This is a genomic window from Geobacillus lituanicus, assembly GCF_050994965.1.
Classification (GTDB): Bacteria; Bacillota; Bacilli; order Bacillales; family Anoxybacillaceae; genus Geobacillus; species Geobacillus stearothermophilus.
Window position 1 is genome coordinate 2,313,889 of the sequence record NZ_CP194773.1, and the last position, 18,638, is coordinate 2,332,526.

Consider the following 18,638-nt stretch of genomic DNA (forward strand, 5'->3'; position numbering starts at 1 on the left):
GTTTCGCCCTGATGCATCCGCTCAGGCCGCATCATTCCCCCTATCATCGAACAGCTTTCAATCGCCACATCATGCTGATAAAATCGCCCGAGCGGTGCGGCACCGCCACTCCGGCATACATCAGCTCGTCGCCGCCGTAGACGCCAAGGCCTTCGATTTCATAGTCTTGATTCAGGTCAAGCCCTTTGAGCCGCAAGTATGACAGCGGCGCGTTCGCTTCCGCCAGAACACGGAAGTAGGCGACGAGCGCTTCCGACTGATCTTCCGAGACGAACATCCACGCCGCCTCGTTGCCTTCAAACGGGCTGAGCAGCCGATAAAACGTGCCGAACTGGACGAGGCGGCGCACATCTTTGTAAAACGCGACTTGTTCCTTAATGATTTGTTTTTCTGTTTCCGTCAATTTCGTGATATCGAGCTCATAGCCGAAGTTGCCTGACATCGCCACATGGCCGCGCGTCTTGAGGGACGTTACCCGCCCGACTTGGTGGTTCGGCACGGCCGAGACGTGGGCACCCATGGCGCTCACTGGGTAAACGAGGCTTGTACCGTACTGGATTTTCAGGCGCGAGACAGCGTCAGTGTTGTCGCTCGTCCATGTTTGCGGCATATAATAGAGAATCCCCGGGTCAAACCGCCCTCCGCCTCCGGAGCAGCTTTCAAACAAAATGTGCGGAAAGCGCGAGGTGATCTCGTCCATCACGCGATAGAGCCCAAGCATATAGCGGTGCGCCGTTTCGCGCTGGCGCTCGGGCGGCAGGGCGGAGGAGCCAATTTCCGTCATATGGCGGTTCATGTCCCATTTCACATAAGTGATGGGGGCGCTCGCAAGCACGTTCGAGATCGTTTCAATCATATAGTCGCACACGTCTTGGCGGGAATAATCGAGCACAAGCTGATTTCTTCCTTCAGAGCGCGGGCGGTTCGGCACATGGAGGCACCAGTCGGGATGTTTCCGGTACAGCTCGCTGTTTGGCGACACCATTTCCGGTTCAACCCATAAGCCGAACTGCAGCCCGAGTTCGTTCACTTGTTTCGCCAACCCGTCCAGGCCGTTCGGGAGTTTGCGCCGATTGACCACCCAATCACCGAGGGAACGGCGGTCGTCATCGCGTTCGCCAAACCAACCGTCGTCAAGCACAAACAGTTCGATGCCAAGCTCCGCCGCTGTTCGGGCGATATTCATGATCTTTTCTTCATTGAAGTCAAAATACGTTGCTTCCCAGTTATTGATCAAGATCGGGCGTTCGCGGTCGCGAAATGAGCCGCGCGCCAGGCGGGTGCGGTACAGTTCGTGGTACGTTTGCGACATTCCGTTCAACCCTTGGTCGGAGTAGACCATAACGACTTCCGGCGTTTGGAACGATTCGCCCGATTCCAATAGCCACGTAAAATCAAACGGATTGATGCCCATCGAGACGCGGGCAGTGCGGAACTGGTCCACCTCGACTTGGGCGAGGAAATTGCCGCTGTACACCAAGCTGAACCCGTACACTTCGCCTTGGTGCTCATCGGCGTTTTTGGCAGCGAGCGCAATAAACGGGTTTTGTTGGTGGCTGCTCGCGCCGCGGCGGCTTTCCGCCGCTTGCACGCCGGTCACAAGCGGACGGCGCTCGATCCAGCGTTCGCGCCCCCACGCTCCCGGGAGATGAATCCAGTCATAGTCGGCAGTTGGGAAATCGACGCTCATACTGAGCGCACGCAGCAGCTTCAACCGCTCGCCGCCTTTGTTTTCAAAACGGGCCGCGCGCGTGATGACGTTCCATTTTTCATACGCCGTATACTGCAGCGTGACCTTTAGACCGATCAGCGCATCTTCAAGAACCATTTCGAGCGTCTCCGCTTCTTGTTCATGCTCCACGTATGTCGCCGGCAGCCCGTTCAGCCTAGGCTTCCCTTTGTAAATACGGTGCGTTTTGTAGCGCAAATCGGTCACGGTCGAGCCGTTTTCCAGCTGCACTTGATACGCTGGAGCCCGGAAATCGGTATTCCCATAGGCTGGATATTCTTGCGGCAGCGTATCGAGCGAAAACGTGCGGTCAGACGGGTCGGGATTAGGAGAGAACGGACGGTCAAAAAATTGGAATCTTCTTGATCCATTTGCACTTCTAATCTTTTTTCCCCAATAAAGATGGGCTAAATGCCCTGAACGAACGAGCTGCATCACATAGCTTGTGTCGCTTGCTTGTAGATGAAAGGTTTTGGTTACATGATCGTATATAATTCCCATATTCATTCTCCTTCTCTATTTTCTAAAATGGAATATAGTCTTATCCTTTTACAGCCCCAGATGACAGTCCACTAATAAAGTATTTTTGCAGGAATAAATATAAGATAATGATCGGCAATGAACTTAGCAGCGACCCTGCAGCAACCCACCCAACGTTGTTCACATATTGTGAAAAGAAAGAAGAAAGAGCTACAGTAAGCGTATGCGATTCAGAGCTTTGCAGGAAGAATACAGAAAATTGATAGTCATTCCATACATTTACACCCGTTAAAATCATTACCGTTACAGTAACTGGTTTTAATAAAGGCATAATGATACGGAAAAATAACGAAAATCTACTCATCCCATCGATCATTGCTGCCTCGTCTAATTCTCGTGGAATCGTATTGATGAACCCGGTAAATAGAAAAATCGTAATCGGCAAGTTAAACGTCACATGCAGTAAAATAATCGCCCACGGTTGATTTAATCCACCGATATCTACAATAAATTTATAAAGAGGAACGAGAATAGTAAGCGGCGGAACAATCATAGCCGAGATAAAAAACACAAACATAAATCTATTCAAGCGAGTTTTATACCTCGCCAGCGGATAGGAAGCACATGCCCCTAAAAATACTACTAAAAGAACCGAAATTGCCGTAATCAGAATGTTATTGACAAAAGCCTGTCCAAGGTTTGCTTCTTTCCATGCATTGATAAAATTATCAAGATATAATGTAGCTGGGGGAAGCCATTTTGAGCTTGTATCGTCTGCTGGTTTGAAGGAAACGGTTATCAGTAAATAAAAAGGAATAAGATGGATGATACTAATCACCATCGTTAAAAGGAGCAACGCTTTTTTGCTTTTTTTCATCCGGCGATCTCCTTTCTTCTTAAATAAATTAATGCTGTAATACTAATGACCGAAATCAGCACAAACATCAAATTGCCAAGCGCAGCAGCATAACCTGCGTCCATACTTGCAAAATAGTATTTATACATCACTGTCGATAATGATTGGGATGCGTAGCCTGGACCGCCTTTTGTCAATGAAATAATAACATCAAAAAGCTTTAAACCTCCAACTAAATTCAACACAATATTGATAGTGATCGATGGCATCAACATTGGAAGTGTTACATGCTTAAACCGCTGCCATGATGAAGCACCGTCAATTTGTGCTGCCTCATAAAAATCCCTTGGAATCGTTTGTAATCCGGCCAAGTAAATGACCATTGCGATTCCTAAATATTGATACGTATTGACAAACATAATAATCCAAACATTCCATTGAGGGTCCGCTAATATATTTAACGGCGTATTACGGAATAAAAGAATTATATCGTTCAATGCCCCTCCATCATACTGAAAGAAGAAATACCAAATATACCCCATGATAAGCGGGCTTATAATTACTGGTAAATAAATAATGGTACGAGTAATTCCCCTTGTTTTCATTTCCTGATTGAGTAAAAGAGCATATGCTAACCCGATTATGTTTTGAAATAATGTACTCCCGATTCCGTAAATAAGCGTATTTTTAATAATTGTTCCAATATTAGGATCATGTAACATTCGTTTATAGTTATCCAAACCTATCCAATCATATGTTTGTGAAAAACCGTCCCAATTGGTAAAAGAAATTTGTAATCCCTTAAAGAAAGGATAAAAAATAAATACGATAAATAACAGCAAAGCAGGAAGATACATCACGTTTAACCAAACTGTCGAGGATATCTTTTTCCTACGTAAACCTTTCTTAACAAATTGAATTTGTGTTCGTACTTCTGTATCCACTATTCTCCTTCCCTTCTTGCCGTTTTCAGGAGTTGCTAGTACGGTTTGCTTTATTTGATAGGGTCTGAACATTTTCTTGATCAGACCCTACTTGTATAAAATTAAGCTATTATTTCTTTTGTTGCTCTCGTAGACGTTCAAATTGTTTTTTCATATTTTCGGAAAATTGCTTTGGTGTAATCGAACCAGCAATTAACTCTTGGCCATTGGTGCACATTACATCCCACATACCGTTCGGCAAATACACGCGGTCAAAATAAGGGAATACACGAATGTTAGCATATTTTTCATAATATTGCGTAAGTTCCCCTAAGTCGACATTAACTCCTTTAATACCAGCAGGAAGGTTGGTCGCTTCCGCTATTTTCTTTAAATTTTCCGTCTTTGCAAAGAAATTAATGAATTTTTTCGCTTCTTCTAAATGCGGAGAGTCCTTCCAAGCAGCTAACGTATGTCTTTCCCCCCCAGAGAATGTAGGTTCATCTCCCTCAGCAATCGCCGGAATTGGCATATAACCAACTTTCAAATTCGGATTAATTTCCTTTGCTTGTCCTACAAAGGCTGGTCCCATCATAAAAAAGGCAACTTTTCCTTCCGCAAACAGCTTTGGTAAATCGCTATATTTCGCCGTTAACATATCTTTATTGATGAGACCTTTATCGTACATTTCTTTATATTTTTCCGGGAGATATGTCCACTTAGACCAGTCAAACGTCCCATTTAATAAGTCTTGGCTGTAATTCTGTTCTGGACTAATGAGCAATGGAGTAGCAAAATAATCAAAAAATTGGCCTATCGTCCAAGCATCAACTCCAGAAAAATAAAATGGAGATACTTGTCCGTTGCTTTCTTTTTTAATTTTTTCGGCAGCAGCTAACAGCTCGTCGAACGTTTTCGGCACTTCGATACCGTACTTTTCTAAAACATCCACATTGTACGTAATTCCATCTTTTGCTTCATTGAGTGGGAGTGCGTAAACTTTCCCGTTTTTATCTGTAAGCACTGGTTTCATCGAATCCGTTAAATTAGACGCCCAGCTTTCCTTGCTTAAATCTGCCACGTATTTTCCATACCGAATTTGCGCCCAACCGTGTGTATCAAATACATCAGGCAAATCGTTAGCAGCCATTTTTACTTTAAGAATGTTTTCATATTCTTGTCCTGGAAAATTGACTTCGACATCAATATTTGGGTTTTCCTTTTCAAACTCTTTTGTAATTTCTTCAAACGCTTCTTTTCCTTTCTCATCACTAATAGTACTAAAAACAGTCAGTTTTACTTTAGAGCTAGAATCTGTCCCCGATTCTTTGCTGTTACATCCAACCATAAGAGATATCGAAAACGCTATCACTAACATAGATATCATTGACTTTTTCATTTTCATTCTCCTCCTTCACTTTCTGTAACATTGCAACTGTTTGGAAGCATGATAAAATAATTTGTACATTTGGTTAAGCATCATGGCTTAACTTTTTTTATTTTGCTCCGCTTATTTTATCACCTCCTTAAAAAACAATTTGAAAGCGGTATCTCTTTTATTTAAAAGGATCATGAGCCTTGTTGGAATCACCACTTTCATCAGAATTTCTCGTCTGTTTAATTTTTTAACTAAATTTTTAGTAATTTATTTGTTATGATAGTACCATAAACACTAAATAGATTCAATATAATATCCTAATATTTTGATTATTTCTATCGTTTTGTACGCCACTTCTATTTTACATTTTTAAACAAAATACTCATAAACTTAGAAAAATTAATAAAATCATGTAGAAATAGCGAAAAAAATTAATCCCTTGCCTGGAGTTCCCGCTGAAGTAAAACTGTAATTATTGCGGGATGCTCCAAATACAAGGGATTTTTTAATCGGATCAACATGAATTAATGTTTTCTTTTCCTTCTCTTTAGTTCTTATTTGTTACTACTGCCACATGGAACGACAGCCCCTTTTAGCGCCTTTTCCAGTTCCTTTGTATAAGCCTCCCTTTGTTCCTCTGTCCATTGCAAATAATCGGCCATAAAGGCGATAACGCGGTCTTTCTGACGCCGGACAGAATCAATATCAAACAGCAGCGCGCCGGTGCGGCGGATGAAGTAGTCGACCGGTTTGGCCGCCATTTCTTCCTCGATGGCGTAGACGAGGCGGATGAACGTTTCGCGCGTTAAGCCGGACGAGCGGTCGTATTGCTGGCTTAACGCAAACAGCCGGTCGACATTTGTGCCGTACTGTTTTGCCAGCCGCGCCCCTTGTTCTTCTGTCAGCCCATAGCGCGCCGCTTCCTTCGCCTTTTCGGCGATGAAGGCCGGCAGCCGATGCGAGCCGCCGACATCGCCGCCGGAAATTGGCAGCTGTTTCGTTTGGCACGGGCGGAACGTTTTTCCCTCTTCTTTTTCCAATTGTTTGGCGACGAGGTCAACGACCGTTTCTGCCATTTTCCGGTAGCCGGTCAGTTTGCCGCCGGCGATCGTAATGAGGCCGGATGGCGATGTCCAAATCTCGTCTTTGCGGGAAATTTCCGACGGGTTTTTCCCTTCTTCATAAATGAGCGGACGGACGCCAGCCCAACTCGACTCGACATCGTCGGCAGTGACGCCGACAGACGGGAACATGTAGTGAATCGCTTGCAATAAGTAATCACGGTCTTCTTCGGTCATGGCCGGATGAGCGGGATCATCGTCATAAAATGTATCGGTCGTGCCGACATACGTTTTCCCATCCCGCGGAATGGCAAACACCATCCGGCCGTCCGGGGTGTCAAAATAGACCGCCTGCTTGAGCGGAAACCGCTTTTGATCGATGACGATATGGACGCCTTTTGTCAGCCGGAGCCGCTTGCCGGTTTTCGATCCGTCTTTGTCGCGCAGCGCATCGACCCACGGTCCGGCGGCATTGACGACTTTTTTGGCGCGGATGTCATACAAGAGGCCGCCGAGCATGTCGCGGCATCGTGCGCCGATCGCGCGTCCGCGCTCGTCGTATAAAAACTGTTCGGCTTTGACGTAGTTGACGGCATCGGCGCCAAGCTCGACCGCTTTTTTGATCACTTCGATCGTCAAGCGGGCATCGTCGGTCCGATACTCGACGTAATAGCCGCCGCCAATCAGGCCGTCGCGCTTTAAGAGCGGCTCTTTTTCCAACGTCTGCCGGGCATTAAGCATCGTGCGCCGCTCGCTTTGCTTGACGCCGGCCAGCCGGTCATACAGCCAAAGGCCGATCGACGTGCTCCACTTGCCGAACGTCCCGCCGCGATAAATGGGCAGCAGCATCCACTCCGGTGTGGTGACGTGCGGGCCGTTTTCATACACAATCGCCCGTTCGCGCCCGACTTCCGCGACAAGCTTCACCTCGAACTGCTTTAAGTAGCGCAAGCCGCCGTGAACGAGCTTCGTCGACCGGCTTGACGTGCCGGCGGCGAAATCTTGCATCTCGACAAGCGCGACCGTCATGCCGCGCGAGATGGCATCAAGGGCGATGCCAGAGCCGGTGATCCCCCCGCCGATGACGAGAAGATCATATTGTTTTTCGCTCATCGCTTGAAGAACATCGCTCCGCTGTTTGCTTGAGAACGCCATGTCAAACTCCTCCTTTGTAAAAAAGACAAAAAGAGACCATCGCAAACACGATAAGCTTTTCGCCTACCATGCATGCATGGTCTCTCCATGTCTCCTGACTGATAATTAACTTGTTGATTCCATTATAACAGATCGTCGCCCGTTTGGCTAGCTCGACGCTTCAACGACTTCCACCGGCTTCCTCACCGCGGGGTCGGTCATAATGGCGCCAAAGCGTTTCATTTGACGTCGTCACCGATGCCGCGCCGGCTTCTAGCGCCCGCTCGACATCGTCGACCGTGCGGATGAGGCCGCCGGCGTAAATCGGTTTTCCCGTCCGTTCTTTCACTTCGCGGATGATGGGCGGCATGGCGCCCGGGATGACTTCGATGCAGTCCGGATTCGTTTTGGCGATCAGCTGATAGCTTTTCTCCAACGCATGAGAATCAAGCAAAAAGATGCGTTGCACGGCCAAGACTCGTTTTTGCCGCGCCTTCATAATGACGCCCGCTTTCGTGGAAATGAGGCCATGCGGGCGGAACTCTTGGCAAAGGTATTCCGCCGCATGTTCATCATGGCTCAGCCCTTGCACCAAGTCGACGTGAATGAGCAACTCCTTGCCATGCCGGCGGGCGTAATGAAAAACGCTTTTTAACTGGGCGATATGTACCTCAAGCAGCACTCCCATTTCGTAGCCGCTTGCCAAAAAAGCTTCGAACTGCTTCATCGTCTTTATGGCGGGAATGATGTGTTGTTTCGTCCCCATCCTCTTCCTTCTGCTCACCCTCTCAATTTGTCAACCTCGTCTAAGCATTCAAGCGACATCATCGTCCGCGGCTTGCATGTCGCAATTTTCACCCCGCGCTTGCGGAACTTCTCGACGACGTGATGAATCGCTTTTTTGCCTGCCGTCTCTTCGCCATGGGAATGTCCCATGTCTCTCACTCTCCTCCTATTCCGCTTTCGGAATGGCCAGTTCGACTGTCGTTCCTTGATCGATCTCGCTTTCCACTGTAATTTGCCCGCCGTATTTATCGATGATTTCCTTGGCGATGGAAAGCCCGAGCCCGGCGCCGCCTTGTTCGCGGCTGCGCGCCTTGTCGACGCGATAAAAGCGCAAAAAAACGTTTTTCAGCTCGTCTTTCGGAATGCCAATGCCATGGTCGCGGACGGCAACCGTCACAAATGGCCCTTCCTCTCGCAGAGAAATGGCGATTTTTTTCACCCGTTGAGAATATTTTACCCCATTGTCAAGCAAAATGAACAGCAATTGTTCAAAATGATGCTTGGCCATCGCCAGACGCGGCAGCGGCGTTTCCGGCTGATCAACAAGAAACTGAAAATCGGGATGCAAAACGCGGAAATTTTTCACGATTTGCCCGATGGCCGCAGCAGCGTCAATAGGAGCAATCTCTTTTGGAATCACGATCGCCTCAGCGCGCGACAAGTCAAGCAGTTCAAGGACGAGGCGCTTGAGCCGCTCCGCCTCTTTCATCGCCGCCTCAAGCGATTCTTCCAAAATCTCCGGGTTGTGCTTCCCCCACCGTTGCAGCAACGAAAGATGGCCTTGCAAAATGGCAAGCGGCGTGCGCAATTCATGGGACGCATCTTCGACGAATTGCCGCTGCATGGCAAAGGTGCGCTCAATGTCATCCATCATGCTGTTGAACATTATCATCAGCTCGGCCATTTCATCGCGCGCCGGGGGCACATCAATCCGCTGTTTCAGCCCGTTGTTTTTGATGTCGGCCATCGTTTCCGCCAACGTTTTTAGCGGTTTGACGAACCGTTGCGCCATAAACCGCCCGGCGAAGGCGCTCGCCGCCATCGCGCCAAAACCGATCACCGTCATAATAAGGAAAAGCATGTTCGTTACTTGTTGAAACTTCGTCAACCGGCTGGCGATTTCAATCGTTCCGCGCAAATGTCCGATATGAAGCGGCTTGCGCAGCAGCAAAAACCGTTCGTTGTTGATGAAATGCTCATCCATCTTCCGCTTGTCGGGCATCTCGCTTGGCGATAGCGACACCGCCGCCCCATTTGAAACGGAGACGATGACGTTTCCTTTCTCATCCGTAACGCGAATGAGCTGGTAGCGTTCATTCAGCTTTTCCAAAAACGCGCGGCTGCGGCGAATTTCCTCCCACGATAGATTACGTTTTTCCGCGTAATAGGTTTCAATTTCCGCCACCGTTTGTTCCATCGTTTTTTCTTCTTCCTTCAGCAGCCATTGTTTGACAATGTGGTATTGCAAAAAGGTAAAGACAAAGTACGTAATAAAAATCGCTCCGGCAGACAAGATGGTCAGCTTCCCCTTCAACGAGAGCTCGCGGGGGCGGAATCGCTTCATGGCCGCATCACATATCCAGCGCCGCGCACCGTTTGGATATATCGTTCCTTATCGTGTTCATCGAGCTTTTGCCGCAAATAGCGGACATAGACATCGACGACGTTCGTCTCCACCTCGGCGTCGAACCCCCACACTTTGTCAAGGAGCGCATCACGCGTCAAGACAACATTGATGTTTTGCATAAAGGCGACGAGCAAATCGTATTCGCGCTTCGTCAGCTCGATAAACTCGTCCCCCTTTTTTACCGTGCGCGCCTGCGTGTCAACGACCAAATCTTTAAACGCCAACACTTGCCCGTCGGCTTCAGAATGAACGCGGCGGAACAAGGCGCGGATGCGGGCGAGCAGCTCTTCAATGGCAAACGGTTTGACGATGTAGTCATCGGCCCCGTTATCGAGCCCCATGACGCGGTCAAACACGCTGTCGCGCGCCGTGATCATCATGATCGGCGTCGATTTCGCCGCCCGAATGCGGCGGCATACTTCCATGCCGTTTAAGCGGGGCAGCATGACATCGAGCAAAATCAAATCCCATGATTCCGACAAGGCGAGTTCAAGCCCTTCACGCCCGTCGCCGCACACGTGCACATCAAAGCCTTCATGCGTTAAATCCAGCTCCAAAAACCGGGCCAAGCCGGCTTCATCTTCAATTAATAACTGTAGTTGAGCAATTTTCGTTACAATAATTACCATTTAAAAAGAGACAAACAGGGTACCCCTTATGCCACGTGGAGCTGTTTTTTCACGGTATCAATGGGAATATTTTGTTTTGCTGCACGATAAATGAACTCCACGAGGCTATGTCCTTTTCTCTTGCGCAGGAGATCGAGCCCATCCGAAAAATCACTGTTAGACTCGAACATGCTGTACACATACGCAAGTTGCACCAAGATCCAATACCGTTTCACCGCCCGACGCCCGCGAACGCGGTATCCATCGAGTTTCAGCTGGTCTTTCGCTTGACGGAAAAAACATTCGATCGACCAACGTGCAGCATAGTAGCGCAAGATCTCTTCATCGCTTAGCTCGCGATCGGTGCTCAAGACGCAATGAAGATGTTTCGGCGTCATCGGCTGATCGGCTTTCCAAGTGAGGAGCACCACGGCATCCTTGAGATCGTTCAGCGCACCTTCGTAGCGATACACCCGATAACGCTCTTTTCCCACCGTGACGAGGCGGGTATCCCGTGGCTCCATAGATTTGGCAAATTCCTTTGCTTGAATGGCCGTCCCTTTTGGATAGAGAATCCGATTCGTCTTCAGCATCGCGATGACGTGGAACCCTTTTTTCAAGCAGGCTCCCACGAGGGTTTTCGATGGATACCAAGAGTCCATGAGCACATAAACGGGGCGACTCACATCCAACGAAGAAAGCATCTCGATCGCGAGTTCCCCTTTGCTTTTCCCCACCGTCTTGTCGTAGAGGCGAAAGGCAAAAGGAAACGCTTGAGTCATCGTATGAACCATGAGCCAAACGAGAGAATGTCCCCAGATCGACTTTTTCTCTACGTGAGAATAGTGCCAATCACACCCTTGAATGGCGTGTGTTGCCCGTGACGAGGGCTTCGTTTTTTGGCAAATCGTATCATCGATCGAAACAAAAATGGGTTGATTCTCTCGTTTCGAGCTGCGTTCGACACGATGAAGCACCCACTGCTGGAGTTTGCGAAGCAGCGTCTCTTCCTCCCATGGGCTTTTCGTGAAAAAATGGCTCAGTGTCGTGCGATGGTTCGGATGAAAACTCCCATGATGTAGATCGGTCAGCGTTCCCGAAAAGCCCTTTGTAATCATCGCATCCACGATATGAACGAGATGCTTCATCACAGGTTTCGAGAAATAAAGGGCCAACCCCAACATCGTGAAAAACTTGTGAATTCCTTGATGATGTGCTAATCTATTCATGAGACATGAACCTCCTTGTGGATAGTTGTGGCACATCTATTCTAACCAAGGAATCGGGTTCATGTCTTCTTTTTTGTTTGGTTGTAAATTTATGTTAGTAAATTTGCTCATCTACAGTTAATAAAATCCGTCCGTTCACGGTCTCCGTCCCCTTTCTTGCTTCTAGTTCTTGTCCTCCATCCCGGAGCAAGGACCCGCCTTGCGCCGCTTCCACACTTTCATTTTACTACAGGCAAAGAAAAAGCCAATCGCCAACGGGGCGATCAGCAGCCAAGCGAAAGCGGACGCCGCCCCGCAAGCTTCCCGCACATCCAAAGGCAGCCGCTCACGAGTGGCGGTCCACAAACCAGTCGACAATCGCCTGAACAATTTCAAACGCTTGGTACGAAAGAAGCGATACAGCCGTTCCAGAAAAAAACAACATCACCAGCCAATGAATCCAATGCATCACGCCATCCCTCCTCGCGCTGCCGGTGGGCGGCAGCGGTATTTGTGTGCATGACCATAGATGGTGGTGTCATTATATTCCAAACGGGTTAAAACCGCATGAGAAATCGCTAAAAAAAGCGGAAAGTGACTTTTTTTCCCGTCCGTACATACATTGACAATAAAGCGGATCGCCTCTATGGCTGCCGGCCGTCCAAGCGGCGGAAACGGCGGGCGGAGGAACCTTGCCACTTTGCGGAATGGAAAGAGAGGGAGTGCAATGAACGGACCGTTTCAACCGCCTGCAAACGGAGACGGCAATCACCCGTTCCATCATTTGCGGAAACTCGTGAACCAATGGTTCGATGAACGACCATTGCAAAAACTGTTTGAAACGCTTGACGATTACTTCGCCCAAACATTTGCCGCAGCGTACATCCCGATCGAGGTGAAAGAAACGAAGCGCGACTATCAAATCATCGTCCGTCTGCCGGACATCAAGCGGGATCAAATTAGCCTGCAGTGGCATGAAGATGGGTTGCAACTTGTCATCGATCACCATGAAACGATCGAATCGTCCGACGACAGCGGCCATGTATACGAACGGCGCCAGCAGCGGCGGCGCGTGGCGAGGATGATTCCGTTTCCGTATCCGGTGGCCGAACATGAAGTGAAAGCTTCATTCCAAAACGGTACACTCGTCATTCGCCTGCCGCAAAAACGGAAATACATCGGTATCGATTAAAATCCAAAGAAGCGCCTTCCGTCCACCCAAGCCATTAAAAAGGCCGTTCCCCATGTCGGGAGCGGCTTTTTTCCTATCGGGCTTCTATTGTTTATGCGAAGGGCTTCCATACCGGTTGTTGTGTTCCGGCGTCGGATCTTTTTGGATGTCCCATTCCTTGGCGATTTCTTCACGATTGTGTGGATACTTATTTTTCCGTTCCCGGTTGTCGTTGCGGTTGGTCACTGTCTGTCACCTCCTTGCCGTCTGCGATTAGGTTGCGCGTTTTTTCGGAACATAACCGCGCCATACATACTTTCGACACTGCTAAGCTACGCTACTGTTAGGAGGTGCAAAACGAATGGCCAAACTGCCCGATTTCAAACAGTTGAACGACCGGCTGATCAATGAGCCGTCCGCTGAGCCGCGGCTTGTCATCAAAACGAATCTCGATCCAGACCGCATCACAGAAGAAAACCCGTATGCGGAAGGCAAACCAAACGTCAGTCGAACGTTTGTCTCGTTTTTTGAAGGGGGCGGATCGTGATGGAACAAACGCTCGCCTATTTGCGGGAAATTTTGTCCAATTATTTGGACTGCCATGATGAGACGCCAAAGCGTATTTACAAAAAGCTGATCAGCAAACCGTACCGGGGCGAGGGCGAGTTTGTTCGCGACTTGACGCAAGAAGAGAGCGCCTTTTTGGATCGCATTTTGCCCCATGAAATCCGCTACGCGATGGATGAGCGCGATTATGAGCGCGTCTACCAGCTGAATGAAGTGTACGAGCTGCTCATTTGACAGGGCAAAGCCGCTCCGCTGGGGGAGCGGCTTCGTTACTCTTTAAACGTGCTGAGCAGCCCTTTTAACATGCCGTTGACTTGATTGACGACATTGATCATCTGCCCCATCGTGTTCATCATTTTGTTAATATCATACGTCCCGTCACTGTTTTTTAACTGGGCGAGAAAAGACGGGCGCGGCGGCGGCAGCAGCGGCCCTGGTTTCGGGTATGGCATCGGGTGCGAAGGCGCGGCAGCGTGGAATGGCGAAGCATATGGCCAATGAATGGGCGCCGACGGAAGGTGGAAGGGCCAGCCGTATGAGTAGGGCCAATGGCCGCCGAAGCTGTATGGTCCGTGGGCGGGCGGCGGCGAAATTTGTCGCGGATAACGGTGCATGTGTGTCCTCCCCCATCTTTGATCATCGATTCCCCCAGCGAAAACAGGGGATCAGCTGCCACTAATATATGTGTGTATACTGGGCCGCGTGCGCGCGGACATGTAACCTCTTGTCGGAAGTTTTAATTTTCGGAAATCGCCCTTTCCTCCTATTTTCATGGTACGATGTAAAAAAGGGGAAGGGGGAAAAGCATCAATGAGCATCACGGAATTGAAACATAAGTTCATGGCGGTCAAACATTGCGAGCCGGCTGAGGCGAACGAACTGCTCGATTTCGCCCGTCGCCTTTATTTGCGCGGGGAAATTTCGCTTGCCCAATATCGCGACTTAGTGCGCGAGCTGGAACAAGCCGGCGCCTGTCAGCCGGACGAAACGGAAGAATACGCTGGACTTTAGGTCTCGAGGGAGTTTTTCCCTTCTTTTTTTTGCATACTTTCGGCCTGAAATCCCCATCGTAATAAGCAAGGGGGGTGTTGGGCAATGGGCCGAGGCGTCCATTTCAACCATAAATTGAAAGGACATGACCACGAAAAACCGAAACATGGCGAGCCGGCGCCGCCGAAGCATACCGAGCGGGTCGAATATGAAATCAACACAGTCGCGACGGCTGAAGGCGGCCCTGTCTCGATCACAACAGGAAAAGATACGTAAAAGGAAAACGCTGTCCCCGCAGCCGAGGGGACAGCGTTTCTGCCGCCGGCTGTTTACACAAAATACAGTTTTGACGGCAACGGCCGCTCCGCGTTCGCTTTTTTCCCATCAAGCCGCCGTTCGACGCCGGCGATCCGCCCTTCAAGATGCGCGAGGTGCTTTTTGTTTTGGGCGTACCGCTCCTCAATGACATCCGCGATCACCCTTTCCATTTTCGCGTCCACCTGCTCGATGAGCGCGACGATTTCCTGAAGCTGCTTTTCAATCTCTTCTTTTTTCACTAGCCGTTTTTCCATTTCCTCTCCCCCATTTCTGGCGTGATGATATTCCATTCGCGTCCAAGGGGATCACTCCCTGCTGCAGCGACAAAAGTAGAACAGATTCGGCAAAGAAAGCGGGATGCGGCCGCCATTCGACAACAAGAGCAGGCGCAGCCGTAGGGAAGAAAAAAGGCGCATCTTTTCCGAGCGTATGGTATAATAAAAACCATTCAAAGGAGATGAACGCGATGGCACTCAAATATCCAGGAGGAAAAGAATACCGCGGAAACGGAACGAGCGCGGTGCGACCGCCGGCGGCAGCCGGCTATGCCAACCGCGGCATGACGCTCGAAGACGACTTAAACGCGACGAATGAATATTATCGGGAGCACGGCATCGCCGTCATCCATAAAAAGCCGACTCCGGTGCAAATCGTCCGCGTCGATTATCCGAAACGGAGCGCCGCCGTCATCAAAGAGGCCTATTTCCGGCAGGCGTCGACGACCGACTACAACGGCATCTATCGCGGCAAATACATCGACTTTGAGGCAAAGGAGACGAGAAACAAAACGTCGTTTCCGCTGAAAAATTTCCACGCTCACCAAATCCGCCATATGGCGCAAGTCATGGCCCACGGCGGCATTTGCTTTGCGATTTTGCGTTTTTCCCTGCTCAATGAAACGTATTTGCTTGACGCCTCCCACTTAATTGCCCGCTGGAATGAGCAAGAAGCCGGGGGAAGAAAGTCGATCCCAAAACGGGAAATCGAACAATACGGGCATTATATCCCGCTTGGCTACCAGCCGAGAATTGATTATATTAGTGTAATAGAAAACGTGTACTTCACCGCTTAAGGTGAAAACTTGTAAGAAAGGCAGGATTTGCTTATGTCTGGTGAATATCGTTCTCGTGTGGAACGAAAGCAGGCAGCGAAACAGACGAAACAAAAGAAGGCGAAAAAGAAAAGAGGGAGGTCCTGGTTGAAAGCGATCGCCATTGCGATAGTGCTGATGATCGCCCTTGGCGCCATCGGGGGGGTGGCTGCGTTCGCCTACTTTGTCAAGGACGCCCCTCCGCTCGATGAGGCGAAAATTAAAGATCCGCTCTCGTCGACCGTGTACGATATGAGCGGAAAGAAAGTCGCCGAGCTGGGCGGTTACAAACGGACGTACATCTCATACAAGGACGTGCCGAAAGTGCTGGAAAATGCGGTATTGGCGACCGAAGACGCCCGCTTTTACGAGCATCACGGCATCGACATCGTCCGTCTAGCCGGCGCGGTCATCGCCAATATTCGCGAAGGGTTCGGCGCGGAAGGCGGTAGCACGATCACCCAGCAAGTCGTGAAAATGACGTTCCTCTCACCAAAGAAAACGTTGGAGCGGAAAGCGCAAGAAGCGTGGCTCGCCTTGCAGCTTGAGCAAAAGTATTCGAAGCACGAAATTTTGGAAATGTACTTGAACAAAATTTATTACTCAGACGGCATTTATGGCGTCGCCCGGGCGGCGGAATATTACTTCGGCAAAACGAACTTAAAAGAGCTGACGCTCCCCGAGGCAGCGCTCTTGGCCGGCATGCCGCAAAGCCCGAACCGGTACAACCCGTACGATCATCCGGAGGCGGCGAAAAAACGGCGCGACACTGTCTTGTCGCTCATGGTGAAACATGGCTTTATCAGTGCGGAAGAAGCGGAAAAAGCGAAGCAGGTGCCGATCAAATCGATGCTCACCGAGCGGAAAAAGCCGCAAAATTCCGTGCCATACGACGCCTTCATTGACGAAGTGATCAAAGAAGTGACGGACAAAGCCAATGTCAACGTCTTTGAAGACGGGCTGAAAATTTACACGACGCTTGATCAAGAGGCGCAATCGTACGTTGAAAAGCTATTAAACTCCGATCAACATTTTACCGCCAAAAAAGATTTGCAGTCGGGAATCGCCCTCGTCGACACGAAAACGGGCGCCATTCGCGCATTAGGCGGGGGACGCCACCGCGACAACATCGAGTTCGGTTTCAACTACGCAATTCAGCCTGTCGGCCAGCCCGGTTCAACGATTAAGCCGATTTTGGACTACGGGCCGGCGATCGAATATTTAAAATGGTCAACCGCGCACATTCTTGTTGACGAGCCGTATACGTACTCCGACGGCACCCCGATCCGCAACGCCGGCGGGCGCTACGCCGGACCGGTGACGGTGCGCGATGCCCTCACATGGTCGCGCAACATCCCGGCGTTAAAAACGTTCCAAGCGGTCGGCAAGGAGCGGGCGAGAGAGTTTGCCAACCGGCTCGGCATGGGCTTTGACGAAGTATATGAGCCGTACGCAATCGGCGGCGTATCGCGCTACGTATCGCCGTTGCAGATGGCCGGCGCCTACGCCGCCTTCGGCAACAACGGCGTTTACACGAAGCCGTATGCGGTGACGAAAATCGTCTTCCCAGACGGCACGGAAATGGACTTAAAGCCAAAACCGAAGCGAGTCATGCATGATTACACCGCATACATGATTACCGACATGCTTAAATCGGTCATCCGCTCTGGCACTGGGCGGTCCGCCTATGTTCCAGGGTTGGAGCTCGCCGGCAAGACCGGAACGACAAACTACGGCAAAGACGGCGCGAAGTTTGGCCTCAAACGGGACGATGTACCGGACAGCTGGATTATCGGCTATACGCCAAACTACACGGCGGCCATTTGGGTCGGCTTCAGCAAAAAAAGCGAAACAGCTACATTAGGGGATCAGGAGCAGCGCATTCCGAAGCTCTTGCTGAAAGATCTGATGTCCCATCTCGACGATGGCAGCGGAGAGTTTCAGCGGCCGGACAGCGTCGTCAAACTGCCGATCAAAAAAGGCACGAATCCGCCGAAACTTGCCGGCAAATACACGCCTGAAAGCGACATTACGTATGAATTGTTCGTGCGCGGCACCGAACCGACAGAAGTCTCAAAAGATGAGCCGGAAGAGCTCCCGGCTGTCAAAGGGTTGGCCGCTTCGTACGACCAAGCTGCCAACATGATTTCCGTCTCTTGGTCGTATGATGAGAAAACCGACGACACGCTGTTTGAAGTGCGCATCAAAGACGAGCAAGGGCATACGGAAACGGTCACGACCAAAGATTTAGGCGTGACAGTTACGAACGTGGCGCCAGGGGCTTCGTACACGATCGCCGTCTATGCCAAGGAAGGCGAGCGGATGAGCAAGCCGGCGATCACGAGCATCCGCATCCCTGGCGGCGAGCAGCCGACGGCGCCGGGCAATGGAGCGAACGGTGATGGCAACAACCGTGGCGCCGGAAATGGCGGCACGAACGGGGATAACGGCGATGATCATGGGGGCAATGGAAACAATCAAAATAACAACAATGGCGGAAATAGCGGAAACAACGGCAATGGCAACGAAGATCGCGATGATGGCGGCGAAGACAACGGCCAAGGGGATGGCGGCGCAACAACGCCGACGACACCAACAACCCCAACGACGCCGACCAATCCACAATCAGGAAACAGCGGCAATGCTGGCATGAGAAATGGAAGCCGCCAGTGAGATCACCTGCCTCAAAAAAGCGGATGGCCCGATAAGCCA

Annotated in this window: 21 protein-coding genes; 7 read left to right on the forward strand and 14 right to left on the reverse strand. The window is 50.0% G+C overall.

The genetic code is table 11. The annotated features are described in order from the left end of the window. Window positions 1–43: 43 nt before the first annotated feature. The 11 genes from ACR1UW_RS11720 to ACR1UW_RS11770 all read right to left on the reverse strand — a co-directional run bounded on the left by ACR1UW_RS11720 (window position 44) and on the right by ACR1UW_RS11770 (window position 12,262). Window positions 44–2,230: an alpha-galactosidase gene (locus ACR1UW_RS11720; RefSeq protein WP_498933455.1), complete on the reverse strand. Its 2,187-nt coding sequence runs from the start codon at window positions 2,228–2,230 to the stop codon at window positions 44–46. Window positions 2,231–2,270: 40 nt separating this feature from the next. After that, the gene (locus ACR1UW_RS11725; protein WP_033010324.1) at window positions 2,271–3,086 is read right to left on the reverse strand and encodes a carbohydrate ABC transporter permease; all 816 of its coding nucleotides are present in this window, start codon (window positions 3,084–3,086) and stop codon (window positions 2,271–2,273) included. Beyond that, complete coding sequence (locus ACR1UW_RS11730) at window positions 3,083–3,922, reverse strand: carbohydrate ABC transporter permease (RefSeq protein WP_173426837.1); 840 nt, start codon at window positions 3,920–3,922, stop codon at window positions 3,083–3,085. Before ACR1UW_RS11730 ends, ACR1UW_RS11725 begins: the two co-directional genes overlap by 4 nt. A gap of 196 nt (window positions 3,923–4,118) precedes the next feature. Next, the gene (locus ACR1UW_RS11735) at window positions 4,119–5,387 is read right to left on the reverse strand and encodes an ABC transporter substrate-binding protein (RefSeq protein ID WP_033010322.1); all 1,269 of its coding nucleotides are present in this window, start codon (window positions 5,385–5,387) and stop codon (window positions 4,119–4,121) included. A 533-nt stretch (window positions 5,388–5,920) separates the two neighbouring features. After that, the gene (locus ACR1UW_RS11740) at window positions 5,921–7,582 is read right to left on the reverse strand and encodes a glycerol-3-phosphate dehydrogenase/oxidase (protein ID WP_498933457.1); all 1,662 of its coding nucleotides are present in this window, start codon (window positions 7,580–7,582) and stop codon (window positions 5,921–5,923) included. A gap of 160 nt (window positions 7,583–7,742) precedes the next feature. After that, a complete protein-coding gene (locus ACR1UW_RS11745; RefSeq protein WP_498933460.1) occupies window positions 7,743–8,327 on the reverse strand; it encodes a glycerol-3-phosphate responsive antiterminator in 585 nt (194 codons plus the stop codon). 14 nt (window positions 8,328–8,341) lie between these two features. Next, window positions 8,342–8,497, reverse strand: coding sequence for a hypothetical protein (locus ACR1UW_RS11750; RefSeq protein ID WP_167438910.1), 156 nt, complete (start codon window positions 8,495–8,497; stop codon window positions 8,342–8,344). Window positions 8,498–8,513: 16 nt separating this feature from the next. Then, complete coding sequence (locus tag ACR1UW_RS11755) at window positions 8,514–9,911, reverse strand: HAMP domain-containing sensor histidine kinase (RefSeq protein ID WP_498933462.1); 1,398 nt, start codon at window positions 9,909–9,911, stop codon at window positions 8,514–8,516. Further along, complete coding sequence (locus tag ACR1UW_RS11760) at window positions 9,908–10,603, reverse strand: response regulator transcription factor (protein ID WP_498933464.1); 696 nt, start codon at window positions 10,601–10,603, stop codon at window positions 9,908–9,910. The genes ACR1UW_RS11755 and ACR1UW_RS11760 overlap by 4 nt, the downstream gene beginning before the upstream one ends. 26 nt (window positions 10,604–10,629) lie before the next feature. Then, entirely contained in the window at window positions 10,630–11,811 is a 1,182-nt protein-coding gene (locus ACR1UW_RS11765) for an IS701 family transposase (protein WP_498933466.1), read from the reverse strand. A gap of 325 nt (window positions 11,812–12,136) precedes the next feature. Next, entirely contained in the window at window positions 12,137–12,262 is a 126-nt protein-coding gene (locus ACR1UW_RS11770; protein ID WP_256385281.1) for a hypothetical protein, read from the reverse strand. A gap of 255 nt (window positions 12,263–12,517) precedes the next feature. Here ACR1UW_RS11770 and ACR1UW_RS11775 point away from each other — a divergent pair, with 255 nt between their 5' ends. After that, on the forward strand, window positions 12,518–12,982 hold the full coding sequence (locus tag ACR1UW_RS11775) for an Hsp20/alpha crystallin family protein (RefSeq protein ID WP_033014031.1): 465 nt from the start codon (window positions 12,518–12,520) through the stop codon (window positions 12,980–12,982). 84 nt (window positions 12,983–13,066) lie between these two features. On the opposite strand, the gene ACR1UW_RS11780 is transcribed toward ACR1UW_RS11775, so the two are convergent. Next, window positions 13,067–13,207 carry a hypothetical protein gene (locus ACR1UW_RS11780; protein WP_162839628.1) on the reverse strand — a complete coding sequence of 47 codons (141 nt, stop codon included), beginning with the start codon at window positions 13,205–13,207 and terminating at the stop codon, window positions 13,067–13,069. A gap of 115 nt (window positions 13,208–13,322) precedes the next feature. On the opposite strand from ACR1UW_RS11780, the gene ACR1UW_RS11785 reads away from it, so the two are divergent. Both ACR1UW_RS11785 and ACR1UW_RS11790 read left to right on the forward strand, forming a co-directional pair. Continuing rightward, the gene (locus tag ACR1UW_RS11785) at window positions 13,323–13,508 is read left to right on the forward strand and encodes a hypothetical protein (RefSeq protein WP_237420474.1); all 186 of its coding nucleotides are present in this window, start codon (window positions 13,323–13,325) and stop codon (window positions 13,506–13,508) included. Then, the gene (locus ACR1UW_RS11790; RefSeq protein WP_033011258.1) at window positions 13,508–13,762 is read left to right on the forward strand and encodes a sigma-G-dependent sporulation-specific acid-soluble spore protein CsgA; all 255 of its coding nucleotides are present in this window, start codon (window positions 13,508–13,510) and stop codon (window positions 13,760–13,762) included. The genes ACR1UW_RS11785 and ACR1UW_RS11790 overlap by 1 nt, the downstream gene beginning before the upstream one ends. A 35-nt stretch (window positions 13,763–13,797) precedes the next feature. On the opposite strand, the gene ACR1UW_RS11795 is transcribed toward ACR1UW_RS11790, so the two are convergent. Further along, window positions 13,798–14,142: a YppG family protein gene (locus ACR1UW_RS11795; RefSeq protein WP_050367440.1), complete on the reverse strand. Its 345-nt coding sequence runs from the start codon at window positions 14,140–14,142 to the stop codon at window positions 13,798–13,800. Between the two features lie 196 nt (window positions 14,143–14,338). Between ACR1UW_RS11795 and ACR1UW_RS11800 the strand changes: the two genes are divergently transcribed. Then, window positions 14,339–14,539, forward strand: a complete 201-nt coding sequence (locus ACR1UW_RS11800) for a YppF family protein (protein WP_033011260.1) — start codon at window positions 14,339–14,341, stop codon at window positions 14,537–14,539. Window positions 14,540–14,623: 84 nt separating this feature from the next. Continuing rightward, complete coding sequence (locus ACR1UW_RS11805; RefSeq protein WP_162839627.1) at window positions 14,624–14,794, forward strand: hypothetical protein; 171 nt, start codon at window positions 14,624–14,626, stop codon at window positions 14,792–14,794. A 53-nt stretch (window positions 14,795–14,847) separates the two neighbouring features. Here ACR1UW_RS11805 and ACR1UW_RS11810 read toward each other — a convergent pair whose 3' ends face one another. Next, entirely contained in the window at window positions 14,848–15,090 is a 243-nt protein-coding gene (locus ACR1UW_RS11810) for a hypothetical protein (protein WP_498933470.1), read from the reverse strand. Between the two features lie 212 nt (window positions 15,091–15,302). On the opposite strand from ACR1UW_RS11810, the gene recU reads away from it, so the two are divergent. Both recU and ACR1UW_RS11820 read left to right on the forward strand, forming a co-directional pair. Continuing rightward, complete coding sequence (gene recU / locus ACR1UW_RS11815) at window positions 15,303–15,908, forward strand: Holliday junction resolvase RecU (RefSeq protein WP_237420476.1); 606 nt, start codon at window positions 15,303–15,305, stop codon at window positions 15,906–15,908. 33 nt (window positions 15,909–15,941) lie between these two features. Beyond that, window positions 15,942–18,599 carry a PBP1A family penicillin-binding protein gene (locus ACR1UW_RS11820; RefSeq protein WP_498933472.1) on the forward strand — a complete coding sequence of 886 codons (2,658 nt, stop codon included), beginning with the start codon at window positions 15,942–15,944 and terminating at the stop codon, window positions 18,597–18,599. Window positions 18,600–18,638: the final 39 nt, after the last annotated feature.